This is a genomic window from Yoonia sp., from assembly GCF_042093035.1.
GTDB lineage: Bacteria > Pseudomonadota > Alphaproteobacteria > Rhodobacterales > Rhodobacteraceae > Yoonia.
Genome location: NZ_JBELFI010000039.1, coordinates 1 through 19,250 on the forward strand (window position 1 = coordinate 1; position 19,250 = coordinate 19,250).

The window sequence follows — 19,250 nt, forward strand, 5'->3', positions numbered from 1 at the left end:
ACAATGCGTGCGTTTTTTGAGGGCGTGGGCAATGCAGACACTGCCGGTGTCTGGGAAGGAGCGCCGAACCTGCGCCCTGATTTTCGTGCGCAGCATCAAAAGAAGCTCGACAAGATGGCCCGCGTTGCCAAGGCGGAGCAGATGATTTGATGTTTGCTGTTGGATCATCTGTTGTTGGGGGCGCTGCCCCCGCTGCGCTCCCCCGGAGTTTTTGGGCCAAGATGAAGTTGGGGGGTCTCTCCTGATGCTTGTCACCGATCATGACCGCGCAGGCGGATATTGGGGGGCTATTTATGCCTTCTGTGCCGTCAAGGGATTGCAGGTGGTGATTGATGGCCCTGTGGGTTGCGAAAACCTGCCAGTGACCTCTGTGCTGCATTACACCGATGGCCTGCCGCCGCATGAGTTGCCGATTGTTGTCACCGGTCTTGGCGAAACGGAGATGGGTGAGGGCACCGAAGAGGCGATGAAGCGCGCTTGGGAAACCCTTGATCCTGCGTTGCCTGCCGTTGTTGTTACTGGTTCGATTGCAGAGATGATCGGCGGCGGGGTCACCCCGCAAGGCACGAACATCCAACGCTTTTTGCCGCGCACGATTGATGAAGACCAATGGGAATGCGCTGACCGCGCTATGACCTGGATCTTTACTGAATTTGGCATGACCAAAGGCCGGATGCCGCCGGAAAAGAAGCGCGAAGAAGATGCCAAGCCACGGGTGAATATCCTCGGGCCGATGTATGGCGCTTTCAATATGCCGTCTGATCTGGCTGAGATCCGCCGCTTGGTCGAAGGCATCGGTGCAGAGATCAACATGGTGATGCCGCTGGGCGCCCATGTCGCTGAGATGCGCAATCTGGTGAACGCAGACGTCAACGTCACCATGTACCGCGAGTTTGGCCGCGGGCTGTGCGAAGTTTTGGGTAAGCCTTACCTGCAAGCGCCGTTTGGCATTGATTCCACAACAAAATTCCTGCGCAAGCTGGGTGAGTTGACGGGCCTCGACCCTGAGCCGTTCATCGCGCAGGAAAAGCATTCAACTATCAAACCCGTTTGGGATTTGTGGCGTTCTGTCACGCAGGATTTCTTTGCCACGGCTGAGTTCGGCATCGTTGCCAATGAAACCTATGCCCGCGGCGTGCGTCACTACCTTGAAGGTGATCTTGGATTTCCTTGCGCGTTTGCCGTGGCCCGGACCCGTGGCAAGAAAACCAACAACGATGAAGTGCGCAGCCTGATCCATACCAAGCGCCCGCTGATTGTTTTGGGTTCGATCAACGAGAAAATGTATATGGCAGAGATGAAGGCAGGGCATGGCCCATCGCCGGTATTTATCCCCGCCAGTTTCCCCGGTGCTGCAATCCGTCGTGCCACGGGCACGCCGTTCATGGGCTATGCCGGTGCCACTTACCTACTGCAGGAAGTCTGCAACGGTCTGTTTGACGCGCTGTTCCATATTCTGCCTTTGGGCACGGATATGGATGCAGCTGGCGACGCCACATTGACCCCGCTGCGCCGTGATTTCCCCTGGGATGCCGATGCGCAAGCCAAACTGGATGAGATCGTGGCAACGCACCCGATCCTGACCCGCATTTCTGCTGCCAAAACGCTGCGCGATGCAGCGGAGCGTGCAGCGCTCGACGCCGGTAACGACCGGGTTGTTCTTGAAACCGTCGAAACTCTGCAACCATCCACTGGAGGACGCAAATGACCGATTTCACAACAGATGCACCGATGACCCGGGCCCGGACTGCGCCCCCGAAACGTGAATACTACGCGTATTTCACGCTGATCTTTGTGGCGACACTGCCGCTTTGCATCCTGACATGGGTGTTGTCCGCGGCCCGCCGGATGGAACTGCCCGCAAAAGGGCCATTTGCAAAGGCCTGGACACAGGCCCGCATTATTACGCCGCAGATCTTCAGCGCATGAAGCATCTCGGCAGGACATTTGCCCTGAGATACGGGCATCCGATGTTCATCATTCCCCCCCGGGATGGTGGATTGGGGCAGAGGAAGAGCTTCTGTCGTAACCCGGCCGCGGGGGGTGCGCGGCGTCAGTACTTTATTTTGGAGACAAAACATGGCTGACAAATCTGATCTGTCTTTCACAGGTCTCACTGATGAGCAGGCCCAGGAGCTGCACGCAGTCTACATGAGCGGGTTCACGATCTTCACGATCGTGGCTGTCGTTGCTCACGTGCTGACGTACATCAAGCTACCTTGGTTCAGCTGGTAGGAGAGGAATAGCACATGGCACAGTTCTACAAGATCTGGCTGGTATTCGACCCACGCCGCGTTTTCGTGGCACAGGGCGTATTCCTGTTTTTGCTTGCAGCGATGATTCACCTCGTCCTGCTGAGCAATGAAAGCACAAACTGGTTCCAGCTCGCCTTTGGCGGAATGTAATCGGCTTTTGCCGCAAAGATAAAGCTGCGGGCGGGCCGTCCGATCCGCCCGTGGCAAACACCGACATCGACGACAACAGGGCGCACCGGAACGCGGATGCAGGTCCTGTTCATGAATGGAGATTGGAAGATGGCACAGCTCAGCTTCGAGAGAAAATACCGGGTCCGTGGCGGGACATTGGTAGGCGGTGATCTGTTCGACTTTTGGGTGGGGCCATTTTACGTTGGCTTCTTCGGGGTCACGACGTTCTTTTTCGCCGTCCTTGGGACAATATTGATTTTTTACGGGGCCAGCCAAGGCCCGACATGGAACCCGTGGTTGATTTCCATCGACCCGCCACCGCTTGAATACGGTCTGGGTCCGGCGCCATTGATGGAAGGCGGCCTTTGGCAAATCATCACGATTTGCGCAATTGGTGCCTTTATCAGCTGGATGATGCGCGAGGTGGAGATTTGCCGAAAACTCGGCATCGGCTATCATGTTCCATTCGCATTTGGTGTGGCGATCCTGGCCTATCTGACGCTTGTCGTGATCCGCCCGGTTCTGCTGGGTGCCTGGGGATATGCGTTCCCCTATGGTATCTTCAGCCACCTCGATTGGGTGAATAACGTGGGCTACGCTTACGGCAATTTTCACTACAATCCCGCGCATATGATTGCGATCACGTTCTTCTTTACCACCTGTCTGGCGCTTGCGTTGCACGGCTCATTGGTATTGTCGGCCGTGAACCCCCCCAAAGGCCAGGAAATCAAGTCGCCCGACCACGAAGACACCTATTTTCGTGATCTGATCGGCTATTCGATCGGGCCATTGGGTATTCACCGTCTGGGCCTGTTTCTGGCGCTGAACGCTGGTTTCTGGTCAGCGATTACAATGGTGATTACCGGCACTATCTGGTTCGATGAATGGATCGTTTGGTGGGACTGGTACTATGAGCTCCCTTGGTGGGTTGATCTGTAGGAGGATTATGAACAATGGCTGAATATCAAAACATCTTCACGCAGGTTCAGGTCCAAGGACCACCTGAGATGGGCGTCGCCGGACATGATGGCGCAGCAATCGACCGTGGCGAAGGCACGCGGTTTTCAAAGCTCGCGGGTCTCTTTGGGAATGCTCAGCTAGGGCCTATCTATCTGGGTTCTTTCGGGGTGATCTCACTGGCGACTGGCCTGATCTGGTTTGTCATGGTTGGCATGTCCTTCTGGGCACAGGCCGATTACAACCCGGCAATCTTCCTGCGCGACCTTTTCTGGTTCTCGCTTGATCCGCCCTCACCGGGCTATGGCCTCGGAATGCCACCAATGGATGACGGCGGTTACTTCATGATCGCATCGTTCTTCCTGCTGATCTCTGTTCTGGCGTGGTGGGTGCGCACTTATCTGCGTGCAGAGGCGTTGGGCATGGGCAAACACGTCGCATGGGCGTTTGCCTCAGCGATCTGGCTGTTCCTTGTGTTGGGTCTGTTCCGTCCGATCCTGATGGGCGACTGGTCAGAGATGGTGCCTTACGGTGTGTTCTCTCACCTTGATTGGACGAACCTGTTTTCGATCACATATGGCAACCTGTTCTACAATCCATTCCACGCGCTGAGCATTGCGTTCCTTTATGGTTCTGCCCTGCTGTTTGCGATGCACGGTGCGACGATACTGGCCGTCAGCCGCTTCGGCGGCGAGCGCGAGATCGAGCAGATCGTTGACCGCGGTACCGCGACTGAGCGTGCGGCCTTGTTCTGGCGCTGGACCATGGGCTTCAACGCCACAATGGAAGGTATCCACCGCTGGGCCTGGTGGTTCGCAGTGCTGACAACGCTTACGGGTGGTATCGGTATTCTGTTGACCGGTACGGTTGTTGATAACTGGTATGTCTGGGCGCAGGTCCATGGCTATGCCCCAGTGAACTAGGGAGAGAGATGATGAAAAACGAAAACATCCTCGACATGAGCGAAAAGAGTAGGCTTACCGCCGATATCACGCTCTTGATGCTGAAAGGTGCTGGGTATGCGGCTGTGTTCGTGTTGGCGCTTTGGTTTATCATCGCGGCGATGGCCTTTATCGGCCGGATCCTGCCGGAAGAAAGCCGCCAGACCCCCGACCCGATCAATCGCTCATCCATGATGATCGAAGTGATCGAAGACGTCGTACACGTCTGAAGATTGGGGCAGGCGGTGCGCGACGCAGCGCCTGCTTCTTTGCCATCGGGCTACCCTCCCTGGCTGGCCCGGTATTGGGACTTCGCGTCCCAGTTCCCTTCCTGTTGGCTACAGGAGACTAGCGTCGCAATTGGGTTATCCCATTTGCGGCGCTTTTTCATTTACTTCAAAGGTGCCGCAATGACCGATCGCCCCCATACGCCGTTTCTTGATGCCATTGTCGGCCCTGCCGATATCCGACGATTGAGTGATGCCGCCATCTCCAATCTGGCCGACGATGTCCGGACTGAGGTGATTTCCGCAGTCTCGGAAACAGGCGGGCATCTTGGATCGTCCTTGGGTGTAGTTGAGCTGACGACCGCCATTCATGCGGTTTTTGATACGCCGCGTGACAAGGTCATATATGACGTCGGCCACCAGTGTTACCCGCACAAGGTGTTGACCGGCCGCCGTGATCGCATTCGCACCCTGCGTCAGGAAGGAGGCCTATCCGGTTTTACCAAGCGGGCAGAAAGCGAATATGACCCGTTTGGTGCCGCGCATTCGAGTACGTCGATCTCCGCCGCTCTGGGGTTTGCGGTTGGCCGCGACATGGGGATGCCGACAGGTGATGCGGTTGCCGTGATTGGCGATGGTTCCATCAGCGCAGGCATGGCCTATGAGGCGATGAACAATGCGGGTGCCGAGGGGCGTCGCCTGTTTGTTATCCTCAATGACAATGAGATGTCGATTGCGCCACCTGTCGGGGCCATGTCCAAGTATTTGTCCGGCCTTTATGCATCTCCCATGGGAGAGTTGCACAAGATGGCCGAAGGGTTTGAGGCGGCGCTGCCGGGGCCATTGCGCGATCACGCACGCCGCGCCCGTAATCTGGTGACAGGCATGCAGACAGGTGGTTCCGGAACGCTTTTTGAAGAACTTGGTTTTTCCTATGTTGGTCCGATTGATGGGCATGACATGAACCAATTGTTGCCTGTTCTGCGCGCCGCCCGCACCCGCGCGACCGGGCCGGTCCTGATCCACGTTTGCACGACGAAGGGCAAGGGTTATGCGCCTGCAGAAACCAGCGCTGATCGCGGGCATGGCGTTTCAAAATTCGATGTGGCCAGCGGTGCGCAAGCCAAATCACGCCCAAACGCGCCCAGCTATACCAAGGTTTTTGGCAGTGCGCTGACGACAGAAGCGCAACTTGATCCAAGCATCGTTGCCGTGACTGCCGCGATGCCATCTGGAACAGGTGTCGATATCATGGGTGCGCGCTTTAAAAATCGCGTCTTTGACGTGGGCATCGCGGAACAACACGGCGTGACCTTCGCCGCAGGTATGGCGGCCAGCGGATTGAAGCCGTTCTGCGCGATTTATTCGACGTTCCTGCAACGCGGATACGATCAGGTCGTTCATGACGTGGCCTTGCAAAATCTGCCCGTCCGTTTCGCAATTGACCGCGCCGGTTTGGTGGGGGCCGACGGACCGACGCACGCGGGGGCCTTTGATATTGGCTTCCTGTCCGCCCTGCCAAACATGACCGTGATGGCCGCCGGAGACGAGCTTGAATTGATGCATATGGTCCGCACCGCTGCGGCCTTTGATGATGGTCCAATAGCTTTCCGCTATCCACGTGGTGAAGGCGTCGGGTTGGAACTGCCTGAACGTGGTGATCTGATCGAAATCGGCAAAGGCCGGATTGTCCAAGAAGGGACGGATGTCGCCATTTTGTCGTTTGGCGCCCACCTGTCAGAGTGTCGGAAAGCTGCCGAAAAGCTTGCCGCACAAGGTATCAGTACGACGGTTGCGGATGCACGATTTGCCAAGCCGTTGGATCGCGCGCTGATCCGCCAGCTTTTGCGCAATCACAAGGCGCTTATCACGGTTGAGCAGGGCTCTCGGGGTGGTTTTGGCGCGATGGTGCTGCATGATCTGGCCAACGACGGTTTGCTGGACGGGCGCTGCGCGATCCGCACGATGACGCTGCCGGACCGCTATATCGATCACGCGGCCCCTGATGCAATGTATGCAGATGCAGGGCTGACCGCGGTCGACATTGCAGCCACGGCCATGCAAGCGGCAGGGGTGGAGATAAAGCGCGTTGACCAGCCGTCCCGGGCTTGACCCGGGACCTCGGGCTATCCCTTCGATGAGGTCCAGATCAAGTCCGGGACGCGATATCAGTCAAAGCGGGTCAGTCTGGAATAGCCAGACCTTCAAGCCACCATGCGGGATTGGCGCGCCTTTTGGTTTAAAGGGAAGCCCCATGGCTTTCGCCAAGCCCGCCTCATTCGTGACGACCCCAACGCGCCAGCCTGAGAATTCACGTTTGATGGCCTCACCCAATCCGGCATAGACACCGCAGAGCATCTTCTGGTTGCCGATCCGCGCGCCATAGGGCGGGTTGCAGATGATGAGGCCGGGTGGTCCATCGGGGCGTTTGATGTCGGCGGCGGAGAGGTTCTCAAAGTTGATCGCTTCTGACACGCCAGCACGCGCGGCGTTCGCACGGCTCATGCGGATTGCACCTGCGTCCCGGTCGCTGCCGTAGAAACGACGGGCGATCGGCCGCCTGTGTTCACCCATCTTGCGCAGGATGCTCCAGCGTCCCGCATCGAAATTGGCCAGATGCATGAAAGCAAAGTCGCGGCTGCGACCGGGTAGGAGTCCGGCAGCGATCTCTGCGGCCTCTATCAAAAAGGTGCCGGAACCGCACATCGGGTCCAGCACAGGCTCTGACCCGTCGTAGCCGCATTCACGCAGCATCAGGGCCGCCAGCGTTTCACGCATCGGGGCTTTGCCGACGGCCTCTTTGTGGCCGCGTTTATGAAGGCTTTCACCTGAGGTATCGATGCTGATAGTCACCCGATTGTCGTCGATGCGCAGCTTGATCGTGACCGGGGCATCGGCGCTGATCGTCAAGCCGTGGCTGTCTTTCAACGCCGTTTCAATGCGTTGGGTCGCTGCACCTGCGTGATATATTTTGGATTTCCTGGAAGTGCTGACCTCGACCCTCACAGGGACATCATTGCGCAAAATATCTCCCCAGGGAAACTTCCGCGCGCGCTTGTCCAATTGTGCCAGATGAAATGCCATGAAGCTGCCGATGCGTGCCAAAATCCGGGTCGCGCCCCGCATCACCAAATTGGCCCGCCAGACGTCGTCCCATCCACCGGTGAAGGTCACACCGCCTTGACTGCGCAGGGCATTTGAAAAGCCATTTGACAGCGCTTCGGAAAGCAACGCGTCCTCAAACCCGGGGGTGGCGACCATAAAGATTTCGAAATTGTCTTCCATCATCGATGCATAGGCGCGAACCCCGATGGTTCCAAGCGCCGACTTACTGCGGAACCTCGGGGGCGAAGTCGCGTGTGGGTGAGGTTCCGGGTTTCGGCTGTGGTTTCGCAATGCCTTCAAGTGCTTTCAGCGGACGGCGGACGGCCTCTGTCAGGCCGGGTTTTTTGGGGGCGGCGGTCTGTTTGCTGACCTCAATGATCAAGACGCCACCTGCCGCCACAACCGGCACTTTATGCCCGACCCGCTCCAGAAAATCGGCAGATTTGCGCCAGATCTTGTGCCTTGATGGGGGTTGGTAGAGCGCAGACATTGTCCGCTCCGTGACGAACTGATGTTTGCGTAGCTGGGCCTCAAGCTGGCTAATCGAATAAGGGCGGCCATAGCCGAACGGCGTGGCATCCGACCGCGACCATAGCCCGGCGCGGTTTGGCACGATGATAACTGCCCGCCCGCCGGGGCCAAGCACGCGCCACGCCTCATCAAGCAGAAGCGAGGGCTGTTCGGTCGTTTCCAACCCGTGCAGTATCACCAGTTTGTCCACATCGCCGGTTTCAATTGGCCAAAGCGTATCTTCGCATAACACGCTGACGTTTTTGCCATCGGCGGGCCATGGCATCACCCCTTGCGGCCCCGGCATCAACCCGATCACGCGCCGCGCCTCTTTGAGGTATGGCCGCAGCAGGGGCAGCGCGAACCCGAAGCCCACGACCATCTGGCCCTTCGCTTCTGGCCAGATTGCCACCAGTTCATCACGGATTACTTTCTGCGCCGCCCGCCCCAAGGCGCTGCGATAGTAAAAATTGCGCAAATCCAAAACGTCGAGATGCATTGCGGTTGGCGACCTCTTCGGCAAAGCTATGTGATAAGCATAACAAGTGAGGACGGCAAAGCTATGACAAAGACAAATGCGGTAGAGTTGGTCGTGGTGCCCTGCCTTCAGGACAACTATGCGTTCTTGATACATGATGCGACGACTGGCGACACCGCCCTGATTGACGCCCCAGATGCACCACCCATTCAGGCAGAGCTTGATGCGCGTGGATGGACGCTGACGGATATACTCATCACGCATCATCATTGGGATCACGTTGATGGTCTGGAAGCCTTGCGCGGCGATGCGCGGGTGATTGGTGCGAAGGCGGATATGCACCGCCTGCCCAATCTTGATATCGCTGTTGATGAGGGGGATATGATCGAAGTCTGTGGCCAGCGCACGCATATCTTTGATGTGTCCGGGCATACAATTGGCCATATCGCCTTTCACATGCCGGAGGCTGGGTTTGTATTTACCGCTGACAGTCTGATGGCGCTGGGGTGCGGGCGGCTGTTTGAAGGCACGCCTGCGCAGATGTGGGACAGCATGCAAAAGCTGCGTTCTTTGCCGGAAGACACGCTTGTTTGTTCAGGCCATGAATACACAATGGCCAACGCCCGTTTCGCCGCATCCCTTGACCCCGAAAATCCTGACCTTATCTTACGTATCAAAGAGACCGAAGCAGCGCGTGCCGCTGGTCAGCCGACGGTCCCTTCAACCTTAACCCTGGAAAAGCGCACAAACCCATACCTGCGTGCTGATCTTCCTGAATTCAAAGCTGTGTTGGGCATGCCAAATGCATCCGATGTGGATGTGTTCACGCATGTGCGCGCCCTCAAAGATAACTTCTAGGCAATATCCTGACGGATAAGCGCGGAAAAAGGGCGAAAATGACGGCATCACGTGATTTGTGATGCCGAAATGGAAAAAAGTCCTTGAAGGTTGGCAAATAAAACCAAACCTTAAGGGTAACAGGCCACGGTTGGTGTGTGCATGTCGCGCGCTGACCCCCGATATGAAGGAGCACAAGCCGTGCCATCATTTTCGACGACACTAGAGCAGGCCATTCACGGCGCGCTGGCGCTTGCCAACGAACGTAAACATGAACTTGCCACGCTGGAGCATTTGTTGCTGGCGCTGATTGATGAACCCGATGCCGCGCGCGTCATGCGGGCCTGTTCGGTGAACCTTGATGATCTGCGTAAAGATCTTGAGGATTTCATTGACGATGATCTCTCTTCGTTGATTACGGATGTCGAGGGTTCGGAAGCCGTGCCGACTGCCGCGTTCCAGCGCGTCATTCAGCGCGCGGCGATTCATGTGCAATCTTCTGGTCGCAACGAAGTGACCGGCGCCAACGTGCTGGTCGCCATTTTTGCAGAGCGTGAAAGCAACGCGGCATATTTCCTGCAAGAGCAGGATATGACCCGCTATGACGCAGTGAATTTCATCGCGCATGGCGTAGCCAAAGACCCTGCTTTTGGCGAAGCGCGTCCTGTGACGGGCGCCGCTGAGGAAGGTGAAACGATTGCGCCGGGTGAGGCCGACGAAAAAGAGAGTGCCTTGGGCAAGTACTGCGTCGATTTGAACGCAAAGGCGACCAAAGGCGATGTCGATCCATTGATTGGCCGCAGCCATGAGGTGGAACGCTGCATTCAGGTGCTGTGCCGTCGCCGCAAGAACAACCCGCTTTTGGTGGGCGATCCGGGCGTGGGTAAAACCGCGATTGCCGAGGGTCTGGCCTTCAAGATCGTCAACGGTGAAACGCCGGAAGTGCTGTCAAAGGCCACGATCTATTCGCTGGATATGGGCGCATTGCTGGCTGGTACCCGCTATCGCGGTGATTTTGAAGAACGCCTGAAAGCCGTCATGACAGAGATGGAAGACCATCCTGATGCGGTGCTGTTCATTGATGAAATCCACACTGTGATTGGTGCCGGTGCGACCTCTGGTGGCGCGATGGATGCGTCGAACTTGCTGAAGCCGGCATTGCAGGGTGGCAAGCTGCGTTGCATGGGATCGACCACTTACAAGGAATTCCGCCAGCATTTCGAAAAAGATCGCGCGCTTTCCCGCCGTTTCCAGAAAATCGACGTAACAGAGCCTTCGGTCCCTGACGCGATCAAGATTTTGCAGGGCATCAAGCCTTATTTCGAGGAGCATCACAGTATCAAATACACCGCTGATGCGATCAAGACGGCTGTCGAATTGTCCGCGCGTTATATCAACGATCGCAAACTGCCGGATAAGGCGATCGACGTGATTGATGAGGCCGGTGCCGCACAGCACCTGGTTGCTGAATCCAAGCGTCGCAAGACCATCGGCACCAAAGAGATCGAGAATGTCGTCGCCAAGATCGCCCGCATTCCGCCCAAAAACGTCTCCAAGGATGATGCCGAGGTGCTCAAGGATCTTGAGAAGTCGCTGAAACGCGTTGTCTTTGGTCAGGATACGGCGATTGAAGCGCTTTCTTCGGCCATCAAGCTGGCCCGTGCGGGTCTGCGTGAGCCTGAAAAACCGATTGGCAACTACCTGTTTGCAGGTCCAACTGGTGTGGGTAAAACCGAGGTCGCCAAGCAGTTGGCGGATACGCTGGGTGTTGAATTGATGCGCTTTGATATGTCCGAGTACATGGAAAAGCACGCGGTATCGCGCCTGATTGGTGCGCCTCCCGGATACGTTGGTTTTGACCAAGGTGGGATGCTGACCGACGGGGTGGATCAGAACCCGCATTGCGTTTTGTTGCTCGACGAGATGGAGAAAGCACACCCTGACGTCTACAACATCCTGTTGCAGGTGATGGACCACGGTAAGTTGACGGATCACAACGGTCGCACGACCGATTTCCGCAATTTGATTATCATCATGACCTCCAACGCCGGTGCGGCAGAAATGTCGAAGAACGCGCTGGGCTTTGGCCGTGAGAGTCGCGAAGGCGAGGATACGGCCGCGATTGAGCGGACGTTCACACCAGAGTTCCGCAACCGTCTGGATGCGGTGATTAGCTTTGGCGCATTGCCCAAGCCGGTCATCATGCAAGTGGTCGAGAAGTTCGTGCTTCAACTGGAAGCGCAGTTGATTGACCGCAATGTACACATTGAGCTGACCAAAGGCGCCGCCGAGTGGCTGGCTAACAAAGGCTACGATGAGAAAATGGGTGCGCGTCCACTGGGCCGCGTCATTCAGGAACACATCAAGAAGCCGCTGGCCGAAGAACTGCTGTTTGGCAAGCTGGTGAAAGGCGGCATCGTGAAAGTTGGTGTGAAGAAAGGTGAACTTGAGCTGAAGTATGAAGCGCCTGCTCAAGGTCGGATTTCCGGTGGCGGGGACAAGCCGCCGCTTTTGACGGCAGACTAGACACAGATGGACGAATGACAGGGCCGCTCTGAGGGGTCAGGGCGGCCTTTTTTGTATGGTGTTGTCATTCATTCGGGTGACACGGCTTTCTTGGCGCGCGGTTTATGATCCTCTTGTTGATGAAGAGGAGAACGAGGCATGAATTGGGATCGCATGAACAAGAACGCCGCACGCACCGGGTCTTTCGTTGGTCAAGGTCCGGCTGATGAGGATGCTTATTTTACGGCCTTCGCAAGCGATGACAAAGCTCTGGTCGTTGCAACCGCAATTTCGGCCCTGCGCGGTGTAATGAAACAACTGCCTATTGCGACAAACCGCGCTGCTGTGGTCAAGTGATACGCCTATGCTGGATCATCGCGGACGCAACATGGACCCTGAACTTATAGGACCTGAGGCAGACTGTTTGGCTGTTCTTGACGTTATCGAAGGTGATGTGCGGGCCTATTTCGCAAAAGACCTCGACTTGCTCTCTACATTCTACCTGCAAGAGGACAGGATGATTTCCTTGATGCAGATCGCCGGAACCGGGTTGATCCGGTGTTGGGGGTGGCAGGAGTTTGAGGCGCTGTTGCGGCGCAATCTGGCAGAAACGCCTGGCCCCTCTGCTGGCGATATCAGACGTCGGAAAGTAAACGTTAAAGTCGACAAAGACATGGCTTGGGCCTCTTTTGACCAAGTTGTGACCACTGTTGGCGATGCGACGGACCCCCCATCATTCTCGCACAACATCCGCGTCCTTGAACGCATTTCGGGCCGCTGGCTCATCGTGTTCCACGGTGTGTTTGAGCCGATGTCCGAAGCGCAAACTGCGCCGTCCATTGAAGTGGATGAAAACGCTTGTGTGATTTCGATGAATATGGCCGCCAAGGACCGGCTTGCTGAATTTCGTGGACTGACAATCAGTGCTGGCACCCTTCACGCGGCCCGTCCCGCATGGGATAAGCTTCTTCGAGAGGCGATTGAACGTGCTGCCGCCTTGCGCCTCTATTCCCGCTTACATGGCGAGGTTGGCCGCGGGCAACATGTCGTTTTCCCTGTGGTGCTCGGTGAAGATGACAAAGGTGCCAGTGTTGTTTGCCTTGTGGAAGTAACTGACTTCAGTGTCTGGGTGACTTTCGATGACCACGCGGCGCTTGGAAGAAGGCTAAGCGTGGCAAGGGCTGTTTATGGTCTCTCCCGGGCGCAGCTCGCCTTGGCCCGGGAAATTGCAGAGGGCAATGACCTCTCGGCGGCAGCGGAGATTCTGGGAATCACCGTCAATACGGCAAGAACCCATTTGCGACGTATGTTCGACAAGACGGGAGTGCGCAGCCAAACAGCGCTTTTGCGGGTCATATTGGGGTTGGGATGACGTGCCAGCTCAACGCTCTGTCAGCTTCAATTCGATCCGCCGGTTTTGCGCGCGTGCTTCCGGTGTATTTGCCGGATTGAGCGGCTGATATTCACCAAATCCGTTCGCGGCAAGGCGTCGCGGATCAATGTCAAGATCGTCCGACATGAACCGCACAACCGAAAGGGCGCGCGCCTGGCTGAGTTCCCAATTGTCCGCAAAGCGGCCACCGCCGCTCATTGGGATATTATCGGTATGCCCATCAACCCGGATGATCCAGTCAATGTTGTCGGGAATGTCATCGGCGATATTGCGCAGAATATTGGCGACATTTGCGATTTCCGCTTTTCCAGCCTCGGCAAGCGTGGCGCTGCCTGGCTCGAAAAGTACTTCGGAGGCGAAAATAAAGCGGTCGCCATCGATGCGGATGCGGTCCTGTCCTTCGAGGATTTCGCGCAATTGCCCGAAAAAGTCCGACTTGAAGCGCGACAAATCCTGGGCCTCTTCCGCCAGTCGCGCCGCTTCTTCTTCAAGCCGCGCCTTTTCGACTTCGAGCCGTTGGCGTTCCGCTTCTTCAAGCGCAAGACGCTGGCGTTCTTCGGATACGGCCCGCGCCAGCGCGGTGTTCAGCTGTGAGCCAAGCGTTTCGATTTGCACCTGTGCCTCGCGGTCGGCATCTTCGGCAAGGTTGAGCAAGGTTTGCAGGTTTCCGACCTGATTGCGCAATTCGGTGACCTGTTCGTTCAGCAAAGTGACCTGACGCTGGCTCTCCGCAGAGAGCGCCTCTTCACGGCTGAGTTGCTCATTTGCCAAGGCCAGCAGTTCGGCCTGTCGTTCTGCTTCACTGCCCTGAATGTCCTGCATTGCTGCGATCTGGGCACGCGCCTGTGCCAGTTCAAACGCCAGCGTTTCGTTCTCGCCCTCAAGTGAGCCGCGCAATGCGTCCAGCTCCTCCTGCGCCGACCGTGCGGCTGCCAAGAGCGTCAAGGTGTCTTCAGCTTCGCGGCGCTGCTGTTCGAGGTTCAGCGTCATGGCTGTCAGTTCGGTGTCTGCATTCGCCAGCCGTTCACGCAAGGCCTCGGCGGCGGCCGCATCTGTCAGCGCCGCAACTTCCAAAGCGGTGATTTCTTCGGTCTTGGCCGCTGCTTCCGTCTCTAGATCTGCCACCAGCGCTTCCAAGGCCTCTCGTCTCGCGGCGGCAAGGCGGGCCGCTTCAACCCCTTCATCGATCTCACTACGGGCCTGCGCGAGTGCGACATTCAACGCGTCTTGCTGGGACAAAAGGCGCGTTTGTTCGGCCTCCAGCCCTGCGATGTTGTTCAAGGCTTCACTGCGATCGGCCAGCAGGCCCGCGACTTGGGCTTCAAACTGCGTGATGCTGCTCTGCGCCTGCGCCAGTGCTTGATCTTGCGCTTCGCGTTCTGCAATAAGGGAGGCGATCCGGCCTGCTTGCCGTGACGCCTCAGCATTTGCTGCGGCGAGATCGTCGGACAATGCCGCGCTGCGGGTTTGCTCAAGTCCAAGTGTTGCCGCCAGCGCTGCCACTTCGTTGCTCAGCACGTCAAGTTCGGTTTCCTGACCGGTGATTTGTTGCCGTAGCACGAATTGGATGACCATGAAGATCGTCAGCACGAACATCAGCACGAGCAGCAGGCCCGTCATTGCATCGACGAACCCCGGCCAGATCGCGTTCTGAAATCTGTTTGATGATCTGCGGCTGAGCGCCATGGATCAGCCTCTGCCTTTTATCACGTTTGTCAGGTTGATGATGTCGCCGCGCAGATCGCCGATGCTTTCCTGGCGACCTGCGGTCAGTTCTTCCAAAATGCGCAGCATCTGCACGTCAATGGAGCGCAGTCGCATTCGGCTTTCCGCGTCAATTCCATCCATGCCGTTGTCGTCCAGCTTCTTGATAAGCGCCTCTTGTCCCATGGCAACCCGTTCCAGCAGCGCGTTGTGGGCGTTGTTCTGGTTGCTTTGCGCCATTTCGCGCAACGCCCCAACGAGGGTGGCAAAGCGTTCGTCGGTTTCATTCCGGTGTGTTTCGTTCTGGCCCATCATCATTTGCATCGTGTCGATCACTTCGCCCAACTGGTCGACAAATGCGCCCATCGCACCCGTATCGCCGCCTGATCCGTCTTCGCCATCAACGCCAATTCGGGTGATCGTGGACAGCCATTCTTCCAATTCGCGGTAAAAACGGTTTTGGCCGTGCCCGGCGAAGAGTTCAAGCAAGCCGACGATGAGTGATCCAGCAAGACCCAGCAGTGAGCTCGAAAATGCCGTACCCATGCCGCCGAGTTGCGCTTCAAGTCCCGATTGCAGTCTTGCGAAAATATCAGCACCGCTTTCGCCTTCACCCGGATTGAGCGACCGGATCGTTTCCACCAGTGCTGGCACAGTTGTTGCAAGGCCATAGAATGTCCCCAAAAGTCCGAGAAAAATCAGCACGTTACCGATGTAACGCGTGATTTCGCGGTCTTCGTCGATCCGTTGTGCGACAGAGTCCAGAATTGACCGACCAGAGGATGATGACACCTGCGTGCGCGCCCCGCGTGATCGCAAGAGCGTCGCAAGTGGTGCCAAAAGTGAAGGGGCCGTACTGTAAGAATGTCCGCCAGCGTCCCGCGCGAAACGCTCGATCCAGCGGACCGAGGTCATCAGCAGGAACACCTGATTGAAACAGGTCAGCACACCAAGGACGAAGACAGCGAGTATGACGCCGTTCAGGTAGGGGTTTGATTGGTAAATCGCGGTGATCTGTGCCAACCCAAGGTAGAAACCCGCCCCGACCAGGCCCAGCACTGTCAACATGAACAGAAGCTGCCGAATTGGTTGTGAGAATTGTGCTGGTAGCTTAGGTGCCCGTTTGTCCGTCACGGATGGCAGTCCTTATATTGTGTTGCTGCTGCGATTGCATAACACCATATGGCTTGCGTTGCGCCAACCCAAACAAAATCGCGCTCTGGTTATGTGGCCTGCAAAGCACGCACACGCTGCACCAGCCATGACACGTCGTCGTCCCGGATCGCGAGCTCATCCAGATGTGCCGCGGTATTGAAAAGGTATTCTGTATTTGGCCCGCGCCCGCCGACCGCATGTGCGATGATCCGGGCCTGCTTTTCGAGATCGAACTGGCAGTACTGCACGTGGTCGCGGTCGATGATATAGGCCAGCGCTTCAATCGTATCGCCGTCATCGGTCACCAGCGGCACCGTGTTTTCATAATAGGCGGAGGAGATCAGTTCGCGTTCACGCAGCATGGCCAGCACATCGGCTTCTTCTGCCTCCGCCACCCGAAACGCCACTCCCGTGCAGCGCCCCCCGCTTTGTGCATCAAGCGCGAGGACCAGACCGGGGTCGTCTTCGGACCCCCGATGGTGGATCGAGAGCATACAAAAGCTGCGATGGTAGTCGTGCAGACAGGCTTTGACCGTTTCAGCGGGGGTAAAGCCCGGATCCCACAACAGTGATCCATATCCAAAAACCCAAAGTGCCATGCCTGTTTCCTTTTGCCTGCCGCCCCATAGCATTGGACGGGCAGGAACGGAAAGACCTAGCCGGTGCGCATCAGGTCGCCGAAGATCGCGGCGGTATAATCCTTGAGGTAAATTTGCAGCCAAGGCGTGTAGTACGACGGGTGCCGCGCCACGTCAGCCGACAGATCATAGAAATCGACCCAGCGCGTCGCCATCACCTCATCGGGGTTTGGCGTGAATGTCATATCGTTTGGTGCATCCGCCACGAAGACCTCAACGACCTCATGTTCGATCAGGCCGCAGCCGACATCTGCGCGGTATTCGATCTGGTCACGATGCGAAGGGTAAAGACCGGTAATCCCCAGTTCCTCATCCAGTCGCCGGATGGCGCAATCGGTTGCGTCTTCATCCCATTCGGGATGGGTGCAGCAGGTGTTCGCCCAAAGTCCGGGCGTATGGTACTTGCCCATCGCCCGCTGCTGGATCAAGACGCGTCCGCCGTTCATCACAAAGACGCTCACCGCCTTGTGCTTGAGGCCACGCAAATGCGCATCCAGCTTCTCGACAGGTTTGAGCGTGCCGTTTTCCCAGGCCGGGATCATAATGGTCATGTGCGCAACGGCGATACCAGACGCGTGAGATGCGCCAGGTTCTTTATGCCGATCTTGAGGTGTGCCATTGGCCGCGCCTTTACCAGTTTCTTGTTCATATATGCCTCAAACGTGAGCTTTTGCACGTCGACATCATGACACAGAGACACGAAACGCTCTCTGCGTTCGTCACTGCGATAATAGGCGTTCTGCATTGCGCCCAAAACCCGAAATACTTGCTTATGCTCGCGCATGAAGAGTTTTCGCGCCAATTGCAAATCTTTTGCGCGCCCTGATGCCAAACGCGCCGCCGCTGCGGTTGCGGCGACCCGTCCACCAACCATCGCGTAGTAGATGCCTTCGCCCGATGATGGCGCCACGACGCCTGCGGCGTCACCTGCGAGCACGACGTCTTTGCCGTTGTCCCAGCGGTCCAATGGCCTGAGCGGGATCGGCGCCCCTTCCTTGCGGATCGTCTTGCAATCTGTCAGCCCCGATGCGGCCCGAAGGTCAGCGGTGGCCTGCTTCACATCGACCGATTTTATCATGGAGCCCATGCCGACGCTCGCCTGCCCGCCATGCGGGAAAACCCAGCCATAAAAGTCGGGCGAAATTCTGCCGTCATAAACCACATCGCAGCGGGCCGGGTCATAGTTTGGTGCTGGCGCGGGCGCTTCGATGATTTCATGGTAGGCAATGACATATGGGATCTTGTCGCCATCCTTCACTTCGGCCCGCGCCACGTTTGAGCGCGCGCCATCTGCGCCAATGACCAGTTTGGTCGTCAGTTTCATCTCATTTCCGCTGATCTTGTCGCGATAAACCACATGGGTGCCGTCAGCATCCCGTTCGATCTTGGTGAATGTGCCGGTGTAGCGTTTTGCGCCGGCATCTTTGGCACGGGTCCGCAGGAATTCGTCGAAGTGTTCGCGGTCGACCATGCCGACGAAGCCGTTTTCGATCGGGATATCGACTTGCCTGCCGGTGGGCGAAATCATCCGTGCCGTATTCACCTTGGCGACGATCTGCGCGTCAGGAATAAAGAAGTCCTCAATCAGTCGCGGTGGCACCGCACCGCCACAGGGTTTGATCCGCCCGTCACGGTCGATGAAGGCAACCTTATGACCTGACCGAGCGAGGTCTTCGGCGGCGGTGGCTCCGGAGGGGCCAGCGCCCACGACGACAACATCATATTGCATTTTTCATTCTCCCGGAACGACGGTGGCGGAGGGCATATTACCCTCCATGATTTTGGCGGCCATGGCGGCGGCTGCGATGAAGAGTGCGGCTTCAGCGACAAAGACGATACCGAAGGCCTGGGTGTCAGTCATGTTCAGCCGGAGCACATCGACCAATGCGGCCCCAACCAATCCGCCGAAACCGGCAGCGATAGCTTGTGCGGCACCCCAGAGACCCATGCGCGTCCCTTCGCGCCGTTCAGTGCCTTCTGCGGCGAGCGCCATCATCGATCCGATGGCGGCTACTGCAAACATTCCGTTAAAGAAGCCTAAAACAATAACGGCAGGCATCAGTGGTGCGCCCGGACCGATTGGACCAAGGAAGGTGATGAGCGTTAGCGACAGTGCCGAACCCACGCAGCCGGTCATCACCCAATTTCGCAGGACACCGATTTTCAGGCCCGTTGCCAAGATTCCAACAGACAACATGCCCAGGAACACCCCGCCATTTTGCGCACCCGAAAGCGATGTGGATTGTCCCGGTGTGTAGTCAAAGACGAGGCCTGCGTAGGGCTCCAATATGAGTTCTTGCATGAAATACGCGGTCATGGAGAGGAAGATGAAGATCGTGAAGTTCCGTGCTTTGCGTTCGCGCCAGACTTCTGC

At 57.1% G+C, this 19,250-nt stretch carries 20 protein-coding genes; 12 read left to right on the plus strand and 8 right to left on the minus strand.

The genetic code is table 11. From position 1 onward, the window contains the following. The first annotated feature begins 244 nt into the window (after positions 1–244). The 8 genes from bchZ to dxs all read left to right on the plus strand — a co-directional run bounded on the left by bchZ (position 245) and on the right by dxs (position 6,663). Complete coding sequence (gene bchZ / locus ACFDSS_RS07180; protein WP_375255084.1) at positions 245–1,708, plus strand: chlorophyllide a reductase subunit Z; 1,464 nt, start codon at positions 245–247, stop codon at positions 1,706–1,708. Continuing rightward, positions 1,705–1,929, plus strand: coding sequence for a cytochrome PufQ (gene pufQ, locus ACFDSS_RS07185; RefSeq protein ID WP_375255085.1), 225 nt, complete (start codon positions 1,705–1,707; stop codon positions 1,927–1,929). Before bchZ ends, pufQ begins: the two co-directional genes overlap by 4 nt. Before the next feature lie 150 nt (positions 1,930–2,079). Further along, the gene (gene pufB / locus ACFDSS_RS07190) at positions 2,080–2,235 is read left to right on the plus strand and encodes a light-harvesting antenna LH1, beta subunit (protein WP_008231906.1); all 156 of its coding nucleotides are present in this window, start codon (positions 2,080–2,082) and stop codon (positions 2,233–2,235) included. 14 nt (positions 2,236–2,249) lie between these two features. Next, positions 2,250–2,405, plus strand: a complete 156-nt coding sequence (gene pufA, locus ACFDSS_RS07195; protein WP_019954421.1) for a light-harvesting antenna LH1, alpha subunit — start codon at positions 2,250–2,252, stop codon at positions 2,403–2,405. Positions 2,406–2,534: 129 nt separating this feature from the next. Further along, positions 2,535–3,365, plus strand: a complete 831-nt coding sequence (gene pufL / locus ACFDSS_RS07200) for a photosynthetic reaction center subunit L (RefSeq protein WP_375255086.1) — start codon at positions 2,535–2,537, stop codon at positions 3,363–3,365. 14 nt (positions 3,366–3,379) lie between these two features. Then, on the plus strand, positions 3,380–4,306 hold the full coding sequence (gene pufM / locus ACFDSS_RS07205) for a photosynthetic reaction center subunit M (RefSeq protein WP_375255087.1): 927 nt from the start codon (positions 3,380–3,382) through the stop codon (positions 4,304–4,306). Positions 4,307–4,317: 11 nt separating this feature from the next. Continuing rightward, positions 4,318–4,554, plus strand: coding sequence for an RC-LH1 core complex protein PufX (pufX, locus tag ACFDSS_RS07210; protein ID WP_375255088.1), 237 nt, complete (start codon positions 4,318–4,320; stop codon positions 4,552–4,554). A gap of 180 nt (positions 4,555–4,734) precedes the next feature. Beyond that, positions 4,735–6,663 carry a 1-deoxy-D-xylulose-5-phosphate synthase gene (gene dxs, locus ACFDSS_RS07215; protein ID WP_375255089.1) on the plus strand — a complete coding sequence of 643 codons (1,929 nt, stop codon included), beginning with the start codon at positions 4,735–4,737 and terminating at the stop codon, positions 6,661–6,663. A gap of 60 nt (positions 6,664–6,723) precedes the next feature. Here dxs and ACFDSS_RS07220 read toward each other — a convergent pair whose 3' ends face one another. Then, positions 6,724–7,836, minus strand: a complete 1,113-nt coding sequence (locus ACFDSS_RS07220; protein ID WP_375255090.1) for a class I SAM-dependent RNA methyltransferase — start codon at positions 7,834–7,836, stop codon at positions 6,724–6,726. A gap of 43 nt (positions 7,837–7,879) precedes the next feature. Further along, entirely contained in the window at positions 7,880–8,665 is a 786-nt protein-coding gene (locus tag ACFDSS_RS07225) for a class I SAM-dependent methyltransferase (protein ID WP_375255091.1), read from the minus strand. 63 nt (positions 8,666–8,728) lie between these two features. Here ACFDSS_RS07225 and gloB point away from each other — a divergent pair, with 63 nt between their 5' ends. From gloB to ACFDSS_RS07245, 4 genes are all read left to right on the plus strand, one after another. Then, positions 8,729–9,502 carry a hydroxyacylglutathione hydrolase gene (gene gloB, locus ACFDSS_RS07230; protein ID WP_375255092.1) on the plus strand — a complete coding sequence of 258 codons (774 nt, stop codon included), beginning with the start codon at positions 8,729–8,731 and terminating at the stop codon, positions 9,500–9,502. Positions 9,503–9,682: 180 nt separating this feature from the next. After that, entirely contained in the window at positions 9,683–12,007 is a 2,325-nt protein-coding gene (gene clpA / locus ACFDSS_RS07235) for an ATP-dependent Clp protease ATP-binding subunit ClpA (protein WP_375255093.1), read from the plus strand. Positions 12,008–12,145: 138 nt separating this feature from the next. Continuing rightward, positions 12,146–12,343, plus strand: a complete 198-nt coding sequence (locus ACFDSS_RS07240; RefSeq protein WP_375255094.1) for a hypothetical protein — start codon at positions 12,146–12,148, stop codon at positions 12,341–12,343. 31 nt (positions 12,344–12,374) lie between these two features. Beyond that, positions 12,375–13,358, plus strand: coding sequence for a nuclear transport factor 2 family protein (locus ACFDSS_RS07245; protein WP_375255095.1), 984 nt, complete (start codon positions 12,375–12,377; stop codon positions 13,356–13,358). Between the two features lie 9 nt (positions 13,359–13,367). Here the strand turns inward: ACFDSS_RS07245 and ACFDSS_RS07250 are convergent, their stop codons facing one another. From ACFDSS_RS07250 to ACFDSS_RS07275, 6 genes are all read right to left on the minus strand, one after another. Beyond that, entirely contained in the window at positions 13,368–15,065 is a 1,698-nt protein-coding gene (locus ACFDSS_RS07250) for a peptidoglycan -binding protein (protein ID WP_375255096.1), read from the minus strand. A gap of 3 nt (positions 15,066–15,068) precedes the next feature. Next, on the minus strand, positions 15,069–16,151 hold the full coding sequence (locus ACFDSS_RS07255; protein ID WP_375255101.1) for a biopolymer transporter ExbB: 1,083 nt from the start codon (positions 16,149–16,151) through the stop codon (positions 15,069–15,071). A 155-nt stretch (positions 16,152–16,306) separates the two neighbouring features. Beyond that, a complete protein-coding gene (locus ACFDSS_RS07260) occupies positions 16,307–16,837 on the minus strand; it encodes a gamma-glutamylcyclotransferase (protein WP_375255097.1) in 531 nt (176 codons plus the stop codon). A 56-nt stretch (positions 16,838–16,893) separates the two neighbouring features. Further along, the gene (idi, locus tag ACFDSS_RS07265; protein WP_375255098.1) at positions 16,894–17,427 is read right to left on the minus strand and encodes an isopentenyl-diphosphate Delta-isomerase; all 534 of its coding nucleotides are present in this window, start codon (positions 17,425–17,427) and stop codon (positions 16,894–16,896) included. Beyond that, positions 17,424–18,605 carry a geranylgeranyl diphosphate reductase gene (locus ACFDSS_RS07270; RefSeq protein ID WP_375255099.1) on the minus strand — a complete coding sequence of 394 codons (1,182 nt, stop codon included), beginning with the start codon at positions 18,603–18,605 and terminating at the stop codon, positions 17,424–17,426. Before ACFDSS_RS07270 ends, idi begins: the two co-directional genes overlap by 4 nt. A 3-nt stretch (positions 18,606–18,608) precedes the next feature. Beyond that, positions 18,609–19,250 (minus strand): MFS transporter (locus ACFDSS_RS07275; RefSeq protein WP_375255100.1); only part of this gene is annotated, 642 nt, incomplete at its 5' end.